The organism is Bacillus paramobilis (genome assembly GCF_038096195.1).
Taxonomy (GTDB): domain Bacteria; phylum Bacillota; class Bacilli; order Bacillales; family Bacillaceae_G; genus Bacillus_A; species Bacillus_A mobilis.
Genome location: NZ_CP151108.1, coordinates 1,154,843 through 1,175,929, shown reverse-complemented (window position 1 = coordinate 1,175,929; position 21,087 = coordinate 1,154,843). Strand labels below are relative to the sequence as shown.

Below are 21,087 nucleotides of genomic sequence, written 5' to 3'. Positions count from 1 at the left end.
TCAGACTATACTATAATACCACTTTTAAAATAAAAATTCTACACCTTTTGATATTGTCTAATTTTTTCTATAAGATTTTTCATGTTTTCCCTTGCTATTACTGGATTTCTAGCATGCGAATACACTAAAAATTTCGGTTGTTTTGTGTCAGAAACGATATAAGACCACTCTTTTTCGGTATATTTGAACTGTACTCCTTCAAATATACCTTCTTCTTTTCTTTCCATATCAGCTAATAATTTCCTCATTACTTTCCCTTTTTCATTCCATGAACATACAACTTCATCACACAGTAAATAAAGTGGAGGCGATTGCTCTACTATGCTGAGAAATGTTTTTCCCTGCAATGCTATTAGCTCAAATAATTTTCCTATTCGATATAAAATATCTCTCTTCCATCTCGCTTGAAATGACTTCTTTTCATCCTGCGTATAAAATAGAAGGTAACATTCTCCTAATTTCAAAGACATTGGGTAAATATTCCCTGTCGATTCAAGCAATAAATCCGGAATATCTACCTCCTCAAAATCTGTACCTTGGTAAATATTACTATGATTATCATATAACTCGAAATAATTTCCTTGCTCCGAAAACATAAGTGCCATATTTGCTTTACTTGATTTCATCAAGGCTTTCACATGATCCTTTTGTTCACCTGCATAAATCCATGTAACTGTGCATCCGAGCCTTTGCAAAAAGAGCATAAGTAAATGTTGTAACATATCATTTCTTTTATTAATAAGAAGGTGAAACTTCTGTTTTTGTATTTTTTCAATATCAATGCGTTCTAATACAGCCTCTATATAATCATGTAAAGAAACGTGGACTAGCTTATTCCGTCCCATTTCCTTCTCACATACGTAATAAAACGACTCAGACATATATACTTGTTCTATCGCTTTTTGCTGCTTATACGTTAATTGTACCCCATCCTTACCATACAACTTTATTACAACCTCTTTTTCATTTTCCACTTGAATGAAAACCCCACCTACACATTGCAAATCCTGAATACTATACTGAAAAAGCGACTCGTTCATGTCTTTGCATTCCATTGTATGAACCCCGATACCATGAATCGCATGAAGAAAGAGATTTTTATAAGAAGTCGTTTCTATATACTCTTGACTCCCGATTAATATACTTTCTCCTTTAGCAAAAAGAGATCCATACGCCATCGCAACCTTCACAATAAATTGAGGAGTGATCTCAACATTACCTCTTCCTACAATGCGGCTTTTTTGCAACCACCCTGCACTCTTTTCACTTTCTTGAACACCAGCCGATCCTACTACCGAATAGCTGTCAATCGCCTTATATGGCCATAGTTTTCCCTTTTGCTTAATTACCGTACTTTTCCCTATATGACAATGATCCGCTACAATGCTTTTTTGAAACAGTGTAACGTCATCTTCCACCATTGTATGCTCTCCTATTGTCGTTTCTAATAGCTCGCAATACTGCCCAATGTGCGCATTTGCAAAAACAATACTTTTTTGAAGATGAGAATAACTTGAAATAATACTATTTTTACCGATAATGGAGTACGGCTCAATTACAGCTCCAGCACCAATCTTTGCTCCTTCTCCAATAAAAGAAGGACCGTGAATTTTCGTTCCTTTTCCAATCGCCACACCTTCCCCCATCCATACCATCGGCAATACTTCCGTATAAGGAATAGGTACTTGTAATTTTTTCGTTAACAAATCAAATTGTGCTTGTCGATATTGATCAAATGTACCGATATCTAACCAATAGCCTTCTGACAAATATGCAAATAATGCGTTCTTATTTGCCAATAATGGAAAAACATCTTGACTGAAATCAAAAAATTCTTGGGGCGGTATGTAAGAAAAAATTTCTGGCTCCATAATATATATACCTGTATTCACAATATTAGAGACTACTTCATTCCAACTCGGTTTTTCTATATATCGTGTAACCTCTTGTTCTTTGTTCATTACAACTAAACCAAATGAGAGTGGGTTTTCTACTTCCTTTACAAACATAGTTACCATTCTTTTCTTTTGTTCATGAAACGTAATTCCTTCTGATAATTGAAAATCAGTTAACGCATCCCCACTTATCACAACAAACGTTTCATCTAAGAATGTTTCCGCTTGTTTAATACTCCCTGCGGTTCCAAGCGGTGGAGAATCTTCAAAGTAGTACAAATTGACGCCCCATTTGCTACCGTCACCAAAATATTGCTTAATAGCTGTGCTCATATACTGAACAGTAATTGCAATTTCACGAATACCATGCTGACGTAATAATTCAATATTGTATTCCAAAACTGGCTTTTCTAATAATGGTAACATTGGCTTTGGAGTATTACATGTTAATGGTCTAAGGCGTCGTCCTTTTCCTCCAGCTAAAATAACCCCCTTCATATACTTCAGCCTCCACTTATATAATGTTCAGTAACTTCATATACGATATGTATATTATCTACCCCGCATTAACTAGCAGTATAAAATGAAACTTTAATTAATAGGGATTTTGCTGCATCTCCCACTGATTATTAGCCCTGACCACTCAGGCTTTTACAGACAGTAAAATACCCTATATACATGTACCTTTTAAACAACACGAAAGAAAGCGCTTACCATTAACTCAGTAAAATATTACTTATGAAATGAATAACATATATGTCCTATTTTTTCCATTATATTATGATACATCTTATCATCATAAACTAAAGGAAACAACGAGCTTTTTTTGTCATGTTTTGACTAAAAAAAGCAGGTGATGTTTCACCTGCCTTTTTTCTTTATTCATTTAATAAGTAATGCTTTCCTTTTACTAAATAAAAAACATTTTCAGCAATATTTGTAATATGATCTGCTACACGCTCGATATATCTCGCCACAAAGGATAATTGTGTAATTTGTGTAATTGCTTCTGGTTGTTCTGGAACTGAAGATATAAATTCACGAATCGCTTTCCCATATATTTCATCAACTGAATCATCCATTTCGGCAATTTGTTTGGCAAAAGTTAAATTTTCTTGCTCATATGCTTCCAATGCTAACTGTAACATTTTATCTGCAATTGCAAACATTTCATCAAGATTGTGCAAACTAACAACCACTTCTTTTTCCCCAAGACGAATTGTTGATTTCGCAATATTAACGGCATGATCTGCAATACGCTCTAAATCTGTCGCTGTTTTAATTGAAATGAAAATCCTTCTTAAATCACTTGCTACAGGTTGCTGCTTCGTAATAAGCATAAGCGCAAGATCATTTATTTCCTCTTCTAAATTATCCATACGATAATCACCATCTATTACCTCTAACGCTTTCTCTACATCCCTTTTATGAAGACCTTCCATAGCAAGCAATAAAGCTTCCCTCGCTAGCTCTCCAAGCTCAATCACCTTTTGCTGTAACGTTTTTAAATCACATTGAAACTGTTCTCTTACCATCGTTTCTTCCCCCTCAATATTATGTGCCATTATATATATAAATCTCCTATTTTAAGGCCTCTTATCTCTGTAATCAGCCTTAAAATAGGAGAAGTATTCCTTCTCAGCAAAATAAGAAATACCCTCTGTTAAGAGGGTATTTGCTCTTAGCCTTGCAACGATATCAACCAAATCGTCCTGTAATATAATCTTCTGTACGCTTATCTGAAGGTGTCGTAAATAATTTATTTGTATCTGTATACTCCACAACTTCTCCACTTAAGAAGAAAGCAGTTTTGTCTGAAATACGTGCGGCTTGTTGCATATTATGCGTTACGATAACAATACTAAAGTCTTTCTTTAACTCTTGAATTAATTCTTCTACTTTTAATGTTGAAATTGGATCTAGTGCCGATGTTGGCTCATCCATTAAAATAACGTCTGGTTCAATCGCTAAACAACGTGCGATACATAGACGCTGTTGCTGTCCACCAGATAAACCGTATGCATTATCATGCAAACGATCTTTTAACTCATCCCAAATCGCTGCTCCACGTAAACTTTTTTCAACAATTTCATCCAATGTTTTCTTATCACGAATACCATGAATTTTCGGTCCATATGCTACATTTTCATAAATAGATTTTGGAAATGGATTTGGCTTTTGGAACACCATTCCCACATGAGTTCTTAATTCTTCAACTGGGTATGATTTATCAAATATATTGCGCTCTCTATATTCAATTACACCTGTAGTTCGCACGATTGGTACTAACTCTACCATACGATTTAATGTTTTTAAGTACGTTGATTTACCACAACCACTTGGCCCGATAATTGCTGTAACTTCATTCTCATGAATGCTTAAGTTAATATCTTTTAAAGCATGGTCTTCTCCGTACCATAAATTTAAGTTTTTCGTATCAAATACTACTTTCTTTGGTGCAGTCTCGATTTTCTCCTCGTTTTTCACCTGTACATTTACTACTGTTGCTACCATTTGAATTCCCCTTTCATCCATTTCCAACTTATTTTCGATTTCGTAACCATAAGACAAATATATTGATAAAGAGCAACAAACCTAACAAAACAATCATCCCAGCAGCAGCTACATACTGAAATTCTTCTTGCGGTCTACTCATCCAATTAAAAATTTGAATTGGTAAAACTGTAAATCTATCAAACATACTAAATGGAACATAATTTGCAAATGCAAGTGCTCCGATAACTAATAACGGTGCCGCTTCTCCAATCGCTCTTGATATCGCTAGCGTACAACCCGTTATAATTCCTGGGAAAGCATATGGCAATACAATTCGATACATCGTTTGCCACTTCGTAGCACCTAATCCGTAAGAAGCTTCTAATAATGAACTTGGCACAGATCGTATCGCTTCTTGACTCGCTACAACAACTGTCGGTAAAACAAGTAAACTCATCGTCAGTGCCGCCGCAATAATACTCTCACCTAAATGAAGAGCATATACAAAAATAGTTAAGCCGAGTAATCCAAATACAACGGAAGGTACTCCTGCTAACGTTTGATTATTAATTTCTATTACTTTTTTAAATATAGATTCCTTCGCATATTGCTCTAAATAAAGAGCAGTTCCGACTCCAAATATAAAGGAGACTGGTATAACAATACTCATAAATAATATTGTTCCTGACAAAGCTGCAGCAATCCCAGCTTCTTTCGGATTACGCGAAGCGAAGTTTGTAAAAAAATCTAACGAAAGATAACTTATACCTTTTTCAAAAATTTGAAAAAGTAAAATAAGCAGTATTACTATTGAAAACAAAATTGCTATATAAAATAACAATTTGTAAACTCGGTCCTTAAAAAAACGTGATGCCATATTCTCTTTTATTTTTTTATGATTCAACATTCGCATATTATGTCATCCTCCTAAAGCGGCGCATAATAAACTGCGAAATGATGTTCATGATAAAAGTAAACAAGAATAAAGTTGCGCCTACAGCATACATGCTGTAATAAGTAATTGTTCCATGCGGAGCATCACCTAAACTCACTTGCACAATATAGGCCGTTAGCGTTTGAATAGAGTGTGTCGGATCGAGCGATACATTCGGTGTAGATCCCGCTGCAATTACAACGATCATCGTTTCACCAATTGCTCTGGAAGCAGCTAATATGATCGCTGCCATAATCCCTGTAAAAGCTGAAGGAAACACGACTTGTTTTACCATCTCAAACCGAGTTGCTCCAAGTGCTAACGAAGCTTCTTTCGTTCCTTTCGCTACAGCTCTCATCGCGTCTTCAGATAGAGACGCAATTATAGGTATCATCATAAAGCCAATAACAATACCTGGACTGATTGCATTAAAAAACTGTAAATCTGGTATAATCCGTTGTAAAAGCGGTGTGACAACTGTTAATGCAAAAAAACCATATACAATTGTTGGAATACCTGCTAATAGTTCTAACATCGGTTTTAATACTTTCCTTGCACCGTTCGAAGCATATTCGCTTAAAAATACGGCACAGGCTAAACCGATAGGGATTGCTAAGAGCATGGCAATTACTGTTACAAGGAACGTTCCACATATAAGTGGTAATATACCGAATTTAGGATCTTCAAAAAAAGGTAACCATTCTTTTCCCGTCAAAAAGGAGAGTAATGGTATTTTTTGAAAAAACATCAATGTTTCATTTGCCAATGTAAAAATAATTCCTAGTGTCGTTACAATAGACACGCTAGCAATTATTTTTAGTAATAAAGGAACGATTCGATTGATTCGCTGCGTTTTTTTTCTTTGTTTTGTATTTCTTTCAATCAAATGTTGTACAGAAAATGCAATTTGACTTTTGTCATTATGAGCCAAAGATGAAAACCCCTTTCCACCCTGACATTACCTTTTTATTTCTGTTAACATCCGCAGCTGTTCATTGTATTTTTCTTTTGGTAATTTTACATATCCAACCTCTTCAGCAAGATTACCTACATGCTGAATCATAAACTCAATATAATTTGCTACATTCATTTTATTTCGGATAGATGCATTATTCACATAAACAAATAGCGGCCTAGATAATGGCTTATACTTACCTGATTGAATGGTATCTTTCGTCGGAAGTACACCATTCACTTTTATTGCTCTCACCTTATCTCGATTGGCCATATAATAAGCATATCCTACAAAAGCAATGGCATTTTTATCATTCATTACCCCTTGCATAATAACTTGATCATCTTCAGACAAAGAGACTTTTTTTACAATGCGACTATTTTGTAAGATGACATTTTGAAAATAATCATACGTACCAGAGTCTACACCTGGCGCATAAAACTTCACCTGTTCACGTGGCCATGATGAATGAATTTGTGACCATCGCTTTTCGCTTCCATCTTCACTCCATAATAGACGTAACTCGTCTACCGTCATATTGTCTACCCAAGTATTTTGGCAATTTACAACAATCGTAAGGCCATCGTAAGCGACTTCAAACGGTGTAAACTGAATGGAGTTTTTCTTCATTTCATTTTCTTCCACTTGTTTCATTGCTCTCGAAGCATTATTTATATCTACTTCTCCTTTACTGAAACGATTAAATCCTCCTCCTGTTCCAGAAACACTGATGGAAATTTTCACGTTTGGATGCACCTTTGTATATTCCTCCGCTACCGCTTCTATAATAGGAAAAACTGTTGAGGATCCATCAACTCTCACTTCCCCCATTTCATTCACAGCAAATGCAGTAGACGTGCCAACATAAAGGAAACATGTCGACAGTATGAAAACTTTAATCGATGCACTTATCCATTTCACGTGTTCTTCCTCCTAGAAGTAACCGGAAATAACAGGATTACAGATATAAGAATACTGCTAAACTATTAATTCGGTTTTAATTGTTTGTAAAAGTTTTGTAAAGTTCCACAAGAATCAACATTAAGTAAAAATTTAATCCGTAGCCATTGTTCATTTTCACTGATGATTGGTCCATAAAACCGTTATCCTAGAGAAAGATGCATAAGTATCATTTATAAGGTCCTTGATTTTCCGATATGATATGCTTGTCCACTTTATTAAAACGTATGCATGAACCATAAAAAAAAGCACACTATCTTTTCAGATAGTGTGCTTTTTTTACAACTTTTTTATTCATCATCTTGCTCTTTATTTTTCTTTTTATTATCTATTTCCTCTTTTGTAGCTTCACCATTTTCTATTTTTTTCAAATCAAAGTACGCATCCATAATGTCACGGCTAATATATCCGTTAATACCTGATTTATCATCTACCCAAGGTACAACAACAGAAAATGCTACTTCAGGGTCTTCAAGTGGCGCATAACCTACTAATGTTAAGTTATATGTTTCTTTACGCTCACCGTTTGCTTTTCTACCAATCTCTTTATCTCCGCCATACACAGTTTGAGCTGTACCTGTCTTACCAGCAGCTTTATATGGTGCGCCTGTAAAGTATTTCGCAGCTGTACCACCAGACTCATTAAATACTTGTCTAAATCCTTCCTGAACACGTTTAATTTGTGATTCAGGCATATCGATACGGTTTAGTACTTTCGGTTCCATTGAATGAACAACTTTTCCAGTTTCTTCTGGTTTCACTGCCGGTTGACTAATTTCCTTTACAACTTGCGGCTGCATACGATAACCACCATTTGCAATTGTCGAAACATACTGTGCTAATTGAAGTGGTGTATACGTGTCATACTGTCCAATTGATAAATCTAATAGGAAACCTGGCTGATTTCCTCTACCTGTTTGACCAGCAGATTCATTCGGTAAATCAATACCTGTTTTTACGCCAAGTCCAAACTGTCCGAAATAATAACGCATCGTATCAAATGCTTTTTGTGGTATATCTAACGTACCACCTCTCACATATGGAACACCTGCGAGATTCATCGCTGTTTTAAACATATATACGTTAGAAGACATTTTTAATGCTGTTAAATCATTAATATATCCCATCGTCTTCCACGAAGATTTTTGTGGCGTTCCCTTTAATCTGATTGGTTCATCAAGCTGAACTGAACCCGGTTGAATTGCACCTGTTTGATATCCTGTAAGTACTGTCGCACCTTTTACAGTTGATCCCATCGGATAAGAGCTTGTCATCGTTCCTAATGCGAAATCTTGCACTTTCGTTTCGCCATTTTCTTCCACTAACTGTTTCCCTGCCATAGATAAAACTTCACCATTTTTTGGATTCATCATTACAACGAATGCACGATCTAAAAGAGGTTGTCCCCCTTTATATCTCAATAAATTTTTAGTGATAATTTCTTCTACACGCTTTTGTAATTCCATATCAATTGTTAAATTCAGATTATTACCACTTTGCCCTTTTGATACATTAATCGTTTCTAAAATATTACCGTTTTTATCTGTAATATTTTTCACTTCTGCTTTATTACCGTGCAAACTATCTTCATATTGCTGCTCAAGATAACTTTTTCCTACGCGGTCATTTCGATTATAATCACGAACAAGATAGTAATCTAGTCTTTCTCTAGGTAAACCTTCATCGGACGTTGACACCCCGCCAAGTACACTTCGGAATAAATCATCATAAATATACTTTCGATCCCAATCAACATTCGTATCTACACCCGGTAATGTTGCTAGATTTTCACTAATAATCGCGTATTCTTGTTCTGTAGCATCCTTTTTAATGACTTGTGGCGTCATCGCATATCCGCCGTCCATTTTGCTTTTAATTGCTAGCACTTCTAAATCTTTTGCGGATAATTGATTCACTTCTTCTTCTGTCACGCGATTTCGTTGACGCTCATCTAATTCTTTATCGTCAATTTTTTTATCTTTTAACTCTTGACGATCTTTATTTGTAATTTTTTCTTTAGCTTCCTCTTTATGCATAGCAAGCCAATAATCTTTTTTATCGCGATCTGTTAATTTATCTGTCGGTACTTCAATCAAATCTGCTAGCTTTTCCGCTGTTTCTAAGCGAGCCTCTGCAGTTGATCCTTTCATTTTTGTAAATGTAATCGTACGTACAGCTGCATTATCTACTACAGCTCGCCCATAACGGTCAAATATTTTCCCACGTGGTACAGGATTACTTATCGTCGAGTTTTCTTTCCTCTCCACTTCATTCTTATATTCCTCACCGCGAACAATTTGTACATAACCAAGCCTTACAATAACCGCGGAGAACATTAAAAACACGCAGAAAAACAGCACGTTTAACCGAAAAGGAACGTGAGTCTTTTTCTTTTGTTGTTTCTGCTTCTTGCTCATACAAACCCCCTCTACCAACAGCTATGTAATGTGAAAGGGACACCTTCATACAGGTGTCCTCACTGCTGTCTTACATCTTTTTCTATTCTAGCATAAAACAACCGAGAAGTTAACCTTCTGGTTCTGTTTGATTCTGCGCAGTCGCTTGCGTTACAACACTTGTTTTACTCGCATTTCCCTCATCATATTTGACATTTTTAACTGCAAAATAAATAAGAAAATGTCCTGCACCTAAAATACATAATAAGTAAGGTAAACTTTTTTCAGGCGGAAAGAATAGTACAGCACATAAAAAACTTAAAATCGAGCAAATTCTTCCTGCATTTAACCATAATTCCCGGACAACTACATACTCTACACGCCACTCTCTCGCATTTTTCGCTCTGCCAATTACATCATATGTCATGGACCCGTACGGAACGAGCAAAATGGGGTATGCAATCGCAATACACGCTGCATAAATAAGTAATTTGGCGTATGTAACATTGAATATAACTAAAAATACGACAGCATATAAAATAATGCCTCCAAGCAAAATTGCTTTTTTTCGCCATTCTTTCTTTAACATACGAGTAACTAAATAGTAACACACAAATGATACAGCCGAATTTACTAAGCTATACTTCCCTAATGCGAGCTCACTATCAGTTGCTAAATACACGTACACGGAAATCACAAAAATAAATGTTCCCTCTCTCAGCCCTTGAAAAAAATGAGCACGTGTAATTCTCCCCCAATTTTTATCAATCTGCCGCTCTTTCAATACTTGTACAATTTCATACCGTCCTTCACATTCTCTCTTAGATACAAAAAAGCTTAAAATGACAGCAATTGCAAATAACAGTAACGAAAGAAAGAATATGACTGTATAGCCACTCCATTTTTCCATACGTGAAATTGTGTATCCAGCTGCTATCGGTCCAATCATGCCAGAGAAGGATGTAAGAAGTCCAAGAAACCCATTAAAGAAATCTCTTGTTTCTGGTTCTGTAATCTCAAATGTTAATAAGTTAAACGCGAGCCAGTAAAAACCATATCCGACTCCTAAAAGAGCCCCCATTAATAAAATATAGTGAGAAGCGCTTTTTCCCGCTACTAAAACAACGATAAAAAAAATTGCTAACGTGCCTACGCCTATTCGTAACAAGATTGAGCGATCAATACGTTTCGCTAATTTCCCACCTATAAGAAATGTGAGAGGCTGTAATACAACGCTGGCCAAATTATACAAGCCAAGATTCACATAATTTTGTGTTTGTTTCCATAAATAAATATTAACAAACGTATTCGATAAAGAAATTGCGAGCGTGTATAAGCCTCCAATAAGGAGCAATAACACTAAATCCCGATTCACTTCAACGTCACCAATTATATGTTTCAACTTCATACACAACTCTCCTTTACTTCATGTTCTAGTCTTCCAAAGACAAGCCCAATTATGTAAAAGGAAAGCATAGAAAAAAAGCTAGGAGCATTCTCCTAGCTTTTTTCTATCGTTATTACAATTATTTTGCTTCTTGGTAACGTTTTTCAGCAGCGTTCCAATCTACAACGTTCCAGAATGCACCGATGTAGTCCGGACGACGGTTTTGGTAATTTAGGTAGTAAGCATGTTCCCAAACATCTAAACCAACAACTGGAGTTTTACCTTCAGTTAGAGGAGAATCTTGGTTTGGTGTGCTTGTTACTTCTAACTCACCATTGTTTACTACTAACCAAGCCCAACCAGAACCGAAACGAGTTGCGCCAGCTTTTGCGAATTCTTCTTTGAATGCATCGAAGCTACCGAATTTCGCTTCAATTGCAGTTGCAAGTTCGCCTACTGGTTGTCCGCCGCCGTTTGGAGATAAGATTGTCCAGAAGAATGTATGGTTAGCATGTCCGCCACCATTGTTACGTACTGCTGTACGGATTGCTTCTGGTACTTCGTTTAAGTTTGCAACTAATTCTTCTACGCTTTTGTCAGCTAATTCTGCATGACCTTCTAAAGCAGCGTTTAAGTTTGTAATGTACGTGTTATGGTGTTTTGTATGATGGATGTTCATTGTTTCTTTGTCAAAGTGAGGCTCTAAAGCATCATACGCGTAAGGTAAATTTGGTAATTCGTGTTTTGCCATTGTTATATTCCTCCCAGTTTATGTATTGCCACTTAAGTGACATACAACTTCATTCTACCCTAATTGCCATAGGGTGCAAACAAATAAATCACATTGTCTTGCTATCATTAACGTAGCAAAATTCCCACTTCTTTTCAATTAAAATGCTCATATATTCCGTAAAAAAAGCTCCCTTCTACAAGGAAGCTTCCTACTGACGTAATAAACATGTGAAATGGATATGGACCCTGTAGGACTCGAACCTACGACCGGACGGTTATGAGCCGTCTGCTCTAACCAGCTGAGCTAAGGGTCCACAATTATGTATGTAACAATATATCAAATAAAGGAATTCCTATCGGATATATCCTTTAAGAAATGTAAGATAAATTTACCATATAGAAAAGAAAAGTGTCAATTGTATTTTTCTCATGTGAAAGAAGAAAATTAATAAAAAGAAATTTAGTTATCTCTACTATATGTAAATATAATATATCTTGAGATTCTCTAGATTCCTACGTTACAATGATTTTATACATACATAAAGGAAGTGAATCTATGTCCATATTTACCCAATTAGCAAAAAGCGTATATTCGCCTAAAGATATGGCGCTATTCCGTTTTCAAAAAATCGGAAAAACCATTTTGTATATTATGCTACTTTGTCTAATCACTACTATTCCAAGAACATTCTTTTACGGTAGCTTTATCCAAGATAGTGTTACTATGGTAAATCAAGCTATTGAAAAAGATTTACCTGATTTCAAAATCGAAAATGGTGAACTAAAAGCTGATATTGAACAACCTATTCAAAAGGAAGAGGGAGATGCTCTTTTCGTATTTGATCCCAATACAACAGATATAGAACAATATCAAAATAAAACTGGTTTATTTATTTTAAAAGATAAAGTAGTTTCTATAGGAAATGGTCAAACACAAACATACTCCTATAATGATTTATTAGGGACATCTCTTGAGAAGAAAGATTTGCAAGATTTTATTTCTGTATTCGATAGTATTTATCCAATTTTACTAGCCGTTATCGGTGTGTTAGTATACCTATTCCAATTATTTATTACTTTCTTAGGAATTACTTTACTTGCGTTTATAGGTTCTGCTATGAGTGGTCAACGTAAATTATCTTATAAGCAAGTATGGACATTAACTGCTTACAGCTACACAATTCCAACAATCTTCTTTATGATTATGGATTTATTCAAAATCGTTGTACCTGGTTCAACATTCATTTATATCGCAGTTGTTTTAATTGTTCTATACTTAACGATTAAAGAAGTTCCAAAACCGAAAGAAAAATAAGAACGAAAAAAATGCCTAAATAGGCATTTTTTTTTTGGACAAGCATATATTCCTAGCAAAGGAGTGAAGAATATGAAGAGATTGGGTATATTCTTATTCGTGCTTGTTCTTGGTTATATATTTTATTACGATATAAAAATCGGCACTTTACCGATGTTAAGTTCATATAAAAAAACTAATGCGGCCCAAACGTTAAAACAAGAAAGTACAGATACAAAACAAAATAAAGAGAACAAAACAGAAACAAAAAAAGAAACAGATGTCACTTATAAAACAATAGAAGTCAAAACAGGTGATACGGTTCTTTCCATTACAGAAGCGATTAATAAGAAGAAAATTCCTTCTATCGAAAAAGTAATTGATGATTTTAAACAATTAAATAAAAATACATCTGCTACAAAAATACAAATTGGAAAGTCTTATAAATTCCCGTTATATCAATAAGCGATCACTTAATCCTTGTCAATTACATAAAGGCGCTGATACAATAGTAAAAGTGAAACCGAGCACTTCGGTTTCTATAGCCCTGTATCACGTATACTATCATTGATATGAGGGACTAAATAAGAAACTTCTTTCATAAGGAGAGCGATCTATTCGTGAATGAAATGACTCATCGTACAAAAACACGTCCAGTTAAAGTCGGTAATTTAACAATTGGCGGTAATAATGAATTAATTATACAAAGTATGACAACAACAAAAACACATGATGTTGAAGCAACAGTTGCTGAAATTAAACGTTTAGAAGAAGCTGGCTGTCAAGTCGTGCGTGTTGCTGTTCCAGACGAACGCGCAGCAAATGCTATTGCTGATATTAAAAAACAAATCAACATTCCACTTGTTGCTGATATTCATTTTGATTATCGCCTTGCTTTAAAAGCAATTGAAGGTGGCATTGATAAAGTACGTATCAATCCAGGTAACATTGGTCGTCGCCATAAAGTAGAAGCTGTTGTAAATGCAGCAAAAGAACGCGGTATTCCAATCCGTATCGGTGTAAACGCAGGTTCATTAGAGCGTCACATCTTAGAAAAGTACGGATACCCAACTGCAGATGGTATGGTCGAGAGTGCCTTACATCACATTAAAATTTTAGAGGACTTAGATTTCCACGATATTATCGTATCTATGAAAGCCTCTGATGTTAATTTAGCAATTGAAGCATACGAAAAAGCTGCACGTGCTTTTGATTATCCATTACATTTAGGTATTACAGAATCTGGAACATTATTTGCCGGAACTGTAAAAAGTGCCGCTGGTCTTGGAGCAATCTTAAATAAAGGCATCGGAAATACACTACGTATTTCATTAAGTGCTGACCCAGTTGAAGAAGTAAAAGTTGCCCGTGAACTATTAAAGTCATTCGGTCTTGCATCTAATGCAGCAACACTTATTTCTTGTCCAACTTGCGGTCGTATTGAAATTGATTTAATTAGCATCGCTAACGAGGTAGAAGAATATATCTCTACACTAAAAGTACCAATTAAAGTTGCAGTACTTGGTTGCGCTGTAAATGGTCCTGGTGAAGCTCGTGAAGCTGATATCGGTATTGCCGGCGCACGTGGAGAAGGATTATTATTCCGTAAAGGGCAAGTTGTTCGTAAAGTACCAGAAGAAATCATGGTAGAAGAACTGAAAAAAGAAATCGACGTAATCGCTGCTGAAATGGCTGCTGAACGAGAAAAAGAAAAAGAAACACAAGAACAATAAAAAGAAGGTTGCCCACAATATTTGTGAGCAACCTTCTTTTCTACGTAAAAAAAGCTCGTCAGTTATATAACTGACGAGCTTTTACTTTGCACATTTTGGACAACGACCGTATATTTCAAACTTATGACCTGTTACTTCATAACCGTTAAAATCTTTATTCATAAAATCCATCGGGCAGGAAGTAATCTCTTTCGTCCCCCCGCAATCTAAACAAATAAAATGATGATGATGCTCCATAATAGAACATGTAAAACGAAAATGTTTTTCACCATTTAATTCCGTTTGTTCTAAAACACCGATTTCAGCAAACACCGTTAAGTTACGATAAATCGTATCAAAGCTAAGACCCGGATAATCATCCTTCATATGCTCTAAAACGTCTTTCGCCGTTAAATAACGATTGTGAGCTGCAAATAACCTGAGCATTTCTTCTCTTTTCCCAGTATGTTTGTATCCTTTATCTTTCATTAGGCGTAAAGCTTCTGTTAGATTCATATCTATCCCTACTTTATGCAGTTTTTTTCTTTTTCCATAAAATCGCACCAATTAAAATAAGAACTGCTATCATAACAATTGTACCACCTGGTGCTAGATTAAGTTGATATGAAGCAAACATTCCACCAATTACTGCAATTTCACCAAATAAAATGGAAAAGAAAATTGTTTGTTTAAATCCATTTGCAATACGAATACTTGCTGCAACTGGTAATGTCATTAATGATGATACGAGAAGAACCCCTACTACACGCATTGATACTGCAATGACAAGAGCAACCAATATAATGAAAATGAAGTGAATCCACTTTGCACTCAAACCAGTTGATACAGCGTATTCTTCATCAAACGATAGTAAAAATAACTCTTTGTATAATAAAGTAATCGTTACAATAACAGCAATTGCTACAATGCCAATAATGATTAAATCCGTACTTGTTACAGCACTTACACTCCCAAATAAATAACTAAATAAATCTGTGTTAAATCCATTTGCAAGTGATATAAAAATAACCCCAATCCCCATTCCCGCTGAAAGAATAATCGGAATTGCTAATTCTTGATAATGTTTATATACAGTACGTAATTTTTCAATTAGTAACGCCCCACCAATAGAAAAAACCATCCCCATATATAAAGGATTTAAAAATCCTCCTGTAAAAATTGTTTTTTCTAGTAGTAAACTTGCAGCAATACCCGATAATGTCACGTGACTTAATGCATCCGCAATAAGCGACATACGGCGAATGACAACAAACACACCGATAAGCGGTGCAACAAGTCCTATTAAAATTCCTGCATATAAAGAGTTACGTAAAAAGTCATATTGTAAAAAATCTTGTATCATTATATCCTCCCGTGATGCTCATGCTCATGCTCGTGCTCTAAACGATGAACATGATGTCCATATAAGACGGACATTTCTGCATCTTCTAACTCTCGGAACTTCTCTACATTTCCATGAAAATGTAGATGTTGGTTTAAGCATGCAACATGTGTTACCTTTTCCGTAACAGCTCCCATATCATGAGTAACGAGAATTAATGTGATTCCTAACCTTTTGTTTAAATCCTCTAATATCTCATAAAAACTTTCTACATTCTTCACATCAATTCCAACAGTGGGCTCGTCCAAAATAAGTAATTCAGGATCACTAACGAGCGCACGAGCAATAAATACACGCTGTTGTTGTCCACCAGAAAGTTCTCCGATATTGCGCCCTTGAAACTCACTCATCCCTACATCAGCAATCGCTTTTTCTACCTTTTCCTTATCGCTTTTCGTGAAAAAACGAAACAGCCCTTTTTTCGAAACGAGTCCCATTGATACAACTTCAAAAACAGTTGCCGGAAAACCAGAATTAAAGCTATTCGCCTTTTGCGACACATAACCAACTTTGTTCCATTCTTTAAACTTCTTACTATCAACACCAAACAAACGAATACTTCCCTGTTTTGGCTTTAAAACGCCTAATAAACATTTTAACAAAGTTGATTTCCCAGAACCATTTGGCCCAACTAAACCTAAAAAAGCTCCCTTCGGAACTTGCAAATTAATATCTTCTAACACATTTCGATCTTCATATCGAAACGACAATCCTTCTATTTCTAATATATTATTCATAGCATCTCACCTATTTTAATTCAGAATGATTCCGATTTATATCTATTTGAATTATAGTACAGCTTATTATAGTTGTAAACCAATCTGCCTAAAATATATCAATTTTTTCAAGAAACCTTACTATTATAACAAAAAGCAGAGAAAAATTCTCTGCTTTCGAAAAATATTCCTATAAAGTGAAACTTTAATCAGTGGGGGTTTTCTTCATCCCCCACTGATTATTAGTTGAACCAATCGGACGTTTACGGACAGTTGATCTCCCACCTAACTTCTTTGCTCCAACTGAATTTTGAGGTGGGAGTTTACTGTCCGTTAACGCGGGATAAAATGAAACCTTAATCAGATGAGGCCATCCCCTACTGATTATTTACCCTCAAATAGCGGGATACGTATTTTAGTGAATAGCCGATTTAAACTTACCACCATTTGTCTCTTGCGTACTCATAATCGTAACAAATGCATTCGCATCAATTTCATACACAATTGATTTTAGCTTTGTCACTTCCAGACGCGTTACAACTGCATAAATAACTTCTTTTTCTTTATCCGTGTAACCACCTTTTGCTACAAGCTTTGTAGTTCCACGACCAAGACGATGTAAAATCGCATTTGATACTTCTTCATATTGATCTGATACAATTAAAACTGCTTTCGTTTCATCTAAACCTTGAATGACTGTATCAATTGTTTTGAATGCAATATAGTACGTCATAACAGAATACATAGCTTGTTCAACACCAAATACAAATGCTGCCCATGCAAAAATGAATAAGTTCACAAACATTACAAATTCGCCAACAGAGAAAGGTAATTTCTTCGTTAATAAAATACCCATAATTTCTGTTCCGTCCATTGATCCACCATGGCGAATAACGAGCCCTACACCAAGACCTAAAATAAGACCACCAAACACTGTTGCTAAAATTGGCTCTGTTGTAAATGGCGGAACAGCATGTAACGTTGATTCAATAAACGCTAAAGCTACAATACCGAACGCCGAAGATAGCATGAACGTTTTCCCGATTTGCTTATAACCTGAATACATAAATGGGATATTGAGAATAACGACCAAAGTAGAGAAACTTAACCACCAAATATTAGGAGTAAGATAATCTAATATAAGAGAAATACCAATAATTCCACCATCAATAATTTTATTTGGCATTAAAAATAGTTCAATCGCTACCGCTGCGCATGCTGCTCCAAAAATAATCATAACTAAACGATAAATAAGATGGATAACGCTTTCTTTTCGATGTTGCTTCTGCTCCATAAATCCTCCCTATACTCTTTTTCTATAGTTTTGTCCTTATATTATAACATACGCTTCTTTTTCACATGAAAAAAGAAACTCTATACGAATATGTACAAGCTACGTACTCATATATTTCGATAGAAGAACGTGTGAAGGAGGATAACTCGATGAATCTCATTAAACAACTTGTAAATAAAAAATTAAATCATATTTCTACAAAAGAGTTATTGAAATATAGTAAAGAATATGAAGTCTCTATTACGACTGCCCAAGCTGATCAAATTGTTTTACTTATGAAAGGAAAGAATATTAACATTTACGATAATGACGAACGACTAGAGCTCTTAAAACAAATAGCAAAAGTAACCTCCCCCGCTACTGCCCAACAAGTAAATACCTTATTTCAACAACTACTAAAATAAGGAGGGGAAAATCCCCTCCTTATTGCTTATTGCGCTTTAATTTTCTCAAGAATTCCTTCATCAAAAGTACCATTTTTCAGCATTTCGATTTCTAATTTATATGGTGGCTTCTTATCTTTTTTATCTTCACCTACATATGGCGTTTCAAGAATTTTTGGTACGTGCATTAACTGCGGATGATGCACAATATGATGTAATGCTTTATAACCGATATGACCGAAGCCGATATTTTCATGACGGTCCTTTCCTGCACCGCGTACATTTTTACTATCATTAATATGAAGTACCTGCAAACGATCAATACCAACAATCTTATCGAATTCGTTTAATACGCCGTCAAAATCATTTACAATATCATATCCTGCATCGTGCGTATGACACGTATCAAAGCATACTGATAATTTCTCATTATATTTTACACCATCAATAATCTTTGCAATTTCTTCAAAGCTACGACCACATTCTGTTCCTTTTCCTGCCATTGTTTCTAACGCAATGTTAACCGTCTGTTCTGGCGTTAACACTTCATTAAGCCCTTTAATAATTTGTTGAATACCAGCATCCGCTCCTGCCCCAACGTGCGCACCTGGGTGAAGAACGATTTGTTTCGCCACACCTAATGCCGATGTTCTTTCAATTTCCATGCGAAGGAAGTCTACACCTAATTGGAATGTTTCTGGCTTCGTCGTATTCCCAACATTAATAATATATGGCGCATGTACGATAATTTCCTCAATACCGTTTAGTTCCATATGTTTTCTTCCTGCTTCTATATTCAATTCTTCAATTGGTTTTCTTCGTGTATTTTGCGGCGCACCTGTATAAATCATAAACGTCGTTGCACCGTATGAAACAGCCTCTTCACTTGCTGCTAATAACATTTTCTTACCACTCATGGAAACATGAGATCCAATCTTTAACATACAATCACCTCTTCAATATACAATAGATATAATGATAGCATAATTTGTAGAAATATGTAGTGAATTGTTTGTTCCTAAAACACTACGCAAATTGTAACTAGCTACAACGAAACTTTAATCAGTGTTTTTTCCAGTCCCCACTGATTATTATCCCGCAAATAGCCAGATAAAAAAAGATAAGGGGGCTCCCCTTATCTTTTTTTATTGCTATATTTTTTCTTCACTTTATCACGTTCTGTTGCAAGTTTACGTTTATAGTTTGGTTTTACTTTTTTCGGCTTTTTAATAACTTTTGTTGCCATAACGTCAAGTTCATCATTTGGTTTCTTACGGCTCTTACGACGACGACGTTCACCTAAATCCGCCCACTCATCTCCGCGTAAATCTACATGCTTGAACTCAATATGACGTTGTTTTTCTAAACTATCTAACGCTTCTTCGTTTGCTGGATCATAAATCGTCACTGCAATACCTGAATGCCCTGCACGTGCTGTTCTTCCAACACGGTGAACGAAGAAATCTAAGTCTGATGGAAGTTCGTAGTTAATAACATGACTAATTCCTTCAATATCAATACCACGTGCCGCTAAATCAGTTGCAACAATATATTGGAATTCAAGGTCACGAATCTGTTTCATCATTTTTTTACGATCACGCGGTGATAAATCTCCGTGAATTCGTCCAACTTTTAAACCACGTTCCATTAATCCGTCAGCAACCTGATCCGCCATCTTCTTCGTATTCGTGAAAACAACTGCTAAATACGGTTTAAATTGTAGCAACATTTTGTTCACTAAATCGATTTTGTTACGATGTTTAGAAGGTACTAAATAATGTTCAATATTCCCAGCCGCAACTTGTTTTGGATTGATATGAATATGCTCTGGATTCTCCATATATTTCTTCAGAAACGGTTTTAGTTTTTGAGGAATTGTTGCAGAGAAAACTAGCATTTGCAAGTTTCTAGGCATGCGTGCTGCAATTTTGTCTACATCATGAATGAATCCCATATCAAGCATTAAGTCTGCTTCATCGACAATAATCGTATTTGCTTTATGAACAAATAGCGCTTGCTCTTCTACTAAATCTTTAATACGTCCTGGTGTTCCAACTACAATATGAGGTTGTTTTTTCAACTTTTCAATTGATCGTTGTTTATCAGTTCCACCAATTAAACAGCGTGCTGTAATCATTTGATCTTCCGCACAAAACTTTGTTAATTTCACGATTTCTTCGTAAATTTGTTGTGCTAACTCACGAGTAGGCGCTGTAATAACAAGTTGTACTTCTTCACGACTTGCATTAATTCTGTTCAATGTAGGAAGTAAGTATGCATGTGTTTTCCCAGAACCTGTTTGGGATTGTCCAATTACACTTACACCTTTTTTCACGACCGGGAAAATTTTCTTTTGAATTCCTGTCGGCTCTGTAAAGCGTAGTTCACGAACTGCATCTATTAAAAATGGTTTAAAATCATACTGTGTAAAAGTTTGTTGTGTCATAAGTTACACCTTCTTTCTAAATTTCTACTGCGCGCACAAATCAGTCAAGTCTACATTATATCGAAATCTACAAGTAAAATCCATC

Annotated in this window: 19 protein-coding genes and 1 tRNA gene; 4 read left to right on the top strand and 16 right to left on the bottom strand. The window is 35.5% G+C overall.

Annotated features, from left to right (window positions below; genetic code table 11):
- Positions 1 to 38: 38 nt before the first annotated feature.
- From AABL52_RS06105 to AABL52_RS06060, 10 genes are all read right to left on the bottom strand, one after another.
- Positions 39 to 2,393, bottom strand: a complete 2,355-nt coding sequence (locus tag AABL52_RS06105) for a sugar phosphate nucleotidyltransferase (protein WP_341519058.1) — start codon at positions 2,391 to 2,393, stop codon at positions 39 to 41.
- A gap of 380 nt (positions 2,394 to 2,773) precedes the next feature.
- Entirely contained in the window at positions 2,774 to 3,430 is a 657-nt protein-coding gene (gene phoU / locus AABL52_RS06100; RefSeq protein WP_033656402.1) for a phosphate signaling complex protein PhoU, read from the bottom strand.
- A 163-nt stretch (positions 3,431 to 3,593) separates the two neighbouring features.
- On the bottom strand, positions 3,594 to 4,409 hold the full coding sequence (gene pstB, locus AABL52_RS06095) for a phosphate ABC transporter ATP-binding protein (RefSeq protein WP_000226681.1): 816 nt from the start codon (positions 4,407 to 4,409) through the stop codon (positions 3,594 to 3,596).
- Positions 4,410 to 4,437: 28 nt separating this feature from the next.
- Positions 4,438 to 5,304 (bottom strand): phosphate ABC transporter permease PstA, encoded by an 867-nt coding sequence (gene pstA / locus AABL52_RS06090; RefSeq protein ID WP_341519057.1) that lies wholly within the window; start codon positions 5,302 to 5,304, stop codon positions 4,438 to 4,440.
- A 1-nt stretch (position 5,305) separates the two neighbouring features.
- A complete protein-coding gene (pstC, locus tag AABL52_RS06085; protein ID WP_341519056.1) occupies positions 5,306 to 6,256 on the bottom strand; it encodes a phosphate ABC transporter permease subunit PstC in 951 nt (316 codons plus the stop codon).
- A gap of 27 nt (positions 6,257 to 6,283) precedes the next feature.
- Complete coding sequence (gene phoX / locus AABL52_RS06080; protein ID WP_341519055.1) at positions 6,284 to 7,201, bottom strand: phosphate ABC transporter substrate-binding protein PhoX; 918 nt, start codon at positions 7,199 to 7,201, stop codon at positions 6,284 to 6,286.
- A 329-nt stretch (positions 7,202 to 7,530) separates the two neighbouring features.
- Positions 7,531 to 9,657: a peptidoglycan D,D-transpeptidase FtsI family protein gene (locus tag AABL52_RS06075; RefSeq protein ID WP_341519054.1), complete on the bottom strand. Its 2,127-nt coding sequence runs from the start codon at positions 9,655 to 9,657 to the stop codon at positions 7,531 to 7,533.
- A 109-nt stretch (positions 9,658 to 9,766) separates the two neighbouring features.
- Positions 9,767 to 11,044 (bottom strand): MFS transporter, encoded by a 1,278-nt coding sequence (locus tag AABL52_RS06070; protein WP_061677338.1) that lies wholly within the window; start codon positions 11,042 to 11,044, stop codon positions 9,767 to 9,769.
- Positions 11,045 to 11,162: 118 nt separating this feature from the next.
- On the bottom strand, positions 11,163 to 11,774 hold the full coding sequence (sodA, locus tag AABL52_RS06065) for a superoxide dismutase [Mn] (RefSeq protein WP_001052034.1): 612 nt from the start codon (positions 11,772 to 11,774) through the stop codon (positions 11,163 to 11,165).
- Between the two features lie 221 nt (positions 11,775 to 11,995).
- A tRNA-Ile gene (locus tag AABL52_RS06060) sits at positions 11,996 to 12,069 on the bottom strand.
- A gap of 242 nt (positions 12,070 to 12,311) precedes the next feature.
- On the opposite strand from AABL52_RS06060, the gene AABL52_RS06055 reads away from it, so the two are divergent.
- The 3 genes from AABL52_RS06055 to ispG all read left to right on the top strand — a co-directional run bounded on the left by AABL52_RS06055 (position 12,312) and on the right by ispG (position 14,782).
- A complete protein-coding gene (locus tag AABL52_RS06055) occupies positions 12,312 to 13,070 on the top strand; it encodes a DUF1189 domain-containing protein (protein ID WP_000021904.1) in 759 nt (252 codons plus the stop codon).
- Between the two features lie 72 nt (positions 13,071 to 13,142).
- Positions 13,143 to 13,514 carry a hypothetical protein gene (locus AABL52_RS06050; RefSeq protein WP_000825411.1) on the top strand — a complete coding sequence of 124 codons (372 nt, stop codon included), beginning with the start codon at positions 13,143 to 13,145 and terminating at the stop codon, positions 13,512 to 13,514.
- Between the two features lie 164 nt (positions 13,515 to 13,678).
- Positions 13,679 to 14,782, top strand: a complete 1,104-nt coding sequence (ispG, locus tag AABL52_RS06045; RefSeq protein WP_075308387.1) for a flavodoxin-dependent (E)-4-hydroxy-3-methylbut-2-enyl-diphosphate synthase — start codon at positions 13,679 to 13,681, stop codon at positions 14,780 to 14,782.
- Between the two features lie 81 nt (positions 14,783 to 14,863).
- Here ispG and AABL52_RS06040 read toward each other — a convergent pair whose 3' ends face one another.
- The 4 genes from AABL52_RS06040 to AABL52_RS06025 form a co-directional block, all read right to left on the bottom strand.
- Entirely contained in the window at positions 14,864 to 15,277 is a 414-nt protein-coding gene (locus tag AABL52_RS06040) for a Fur family transcriptional regulator (RefSeq protein WP_001054512.1), read from the bottom strand.
- A 13-nt stretch (positions 15,278 to 15,290) separates the two neighbouring features.
- Positions 15,291 to 16,124 carry a metal ABC transporter permease gene (locus AABL52_RS06035; RefSeq protein ID WP_098258957.1) on the bottom strand — a complete coding sequence of 278 codons (834 nt, stop codon included), beginning with the start codon at positions 16,122 to 16,124 and terminating at the stop codon, positions 15,291 to 15,293.
- Positions 16,124 to 16,900: a metal ABC transporter ATP-binding protein gene (locus AABL52_RS06030; protein WP_341519053.1), complete on the bottom strand. Its 777-nt coding sequence runs from the start codon at positions 16,898 to 16,900 to the stop codon at positions 16,124 to 16,126. Before AABL52_RS06030 ends, AABL52_RS06035 begins: the two co-directional genes overlap by 1 nt.
- Positions 16,901 to 17,294: 394 nt before the next feature.
- Positions 17,295 to 18,173: a YitT family protein gene (locus AABL52_RS06025; protein ID WP_000435958.1), complete on the bottom strand. Its 879-nt coding sequence runs from the start codon at positions 18,171 to 18,173 to the stop codon at positions 17,295 to 17,297.
- 149 nt (positions 18,174 to 18,322) lie between these two features.
- On the opposite strand from AABL52_RS06025, the gene AABL52_RS06020 reads away from it, so the two are divergent.
- The gene (locus AABL52_RS06020) at positions 18,323 to 18,577 is read left to right on the top strand and encodes a DUF2624 domain-containing protein (RefSeq protein WP_001048965.1); all 255 of its coding nucleotides are present in this window, start codon (positions 18,323 to 18,325) and stop codon (positions 18,575 to 18,577) included.
- Between the two features lie 26 nt (positions 18,578 to 18,603).
- Here AABL52_RS06020 and AABL52_RS06015 read toward each other — a convergent pair whose 3' ends face one another.
- Together AABL52_RS06015 and AABL52_RS06010 are read right to left on the bottom strand one after the other, a co-directional pair.
- On the bottom strand, positions 18,604 to 19,500 hold the full coding sequence (locus tag AABL52_RS06015; RefSeq protein ID WP_000912459.1) for a deoxyribonuclease IV: 897 nt from the start codon (positions 19,498 to 19,500) through the stop codon (positions 18,604 to 18,606).
- Between the two features lie 191 nt (positions 19,501 to 19,691).
- The gene (locus AABL52_RS06010) at positions 19,692 to 21,002 is read right to left on the bottom strand and encodes a DEAD/DEAH box helicase (protein WP_000194013.1); all 1,311 of its coding nucleotides are present in this window, start codon (positions 21,000 to 21,002) and stop codon (positions 19,692 to 19,694) included.
- Between the last annotated feature and the right edge of the window lie 85 nt (positions 21,003 to 21,087).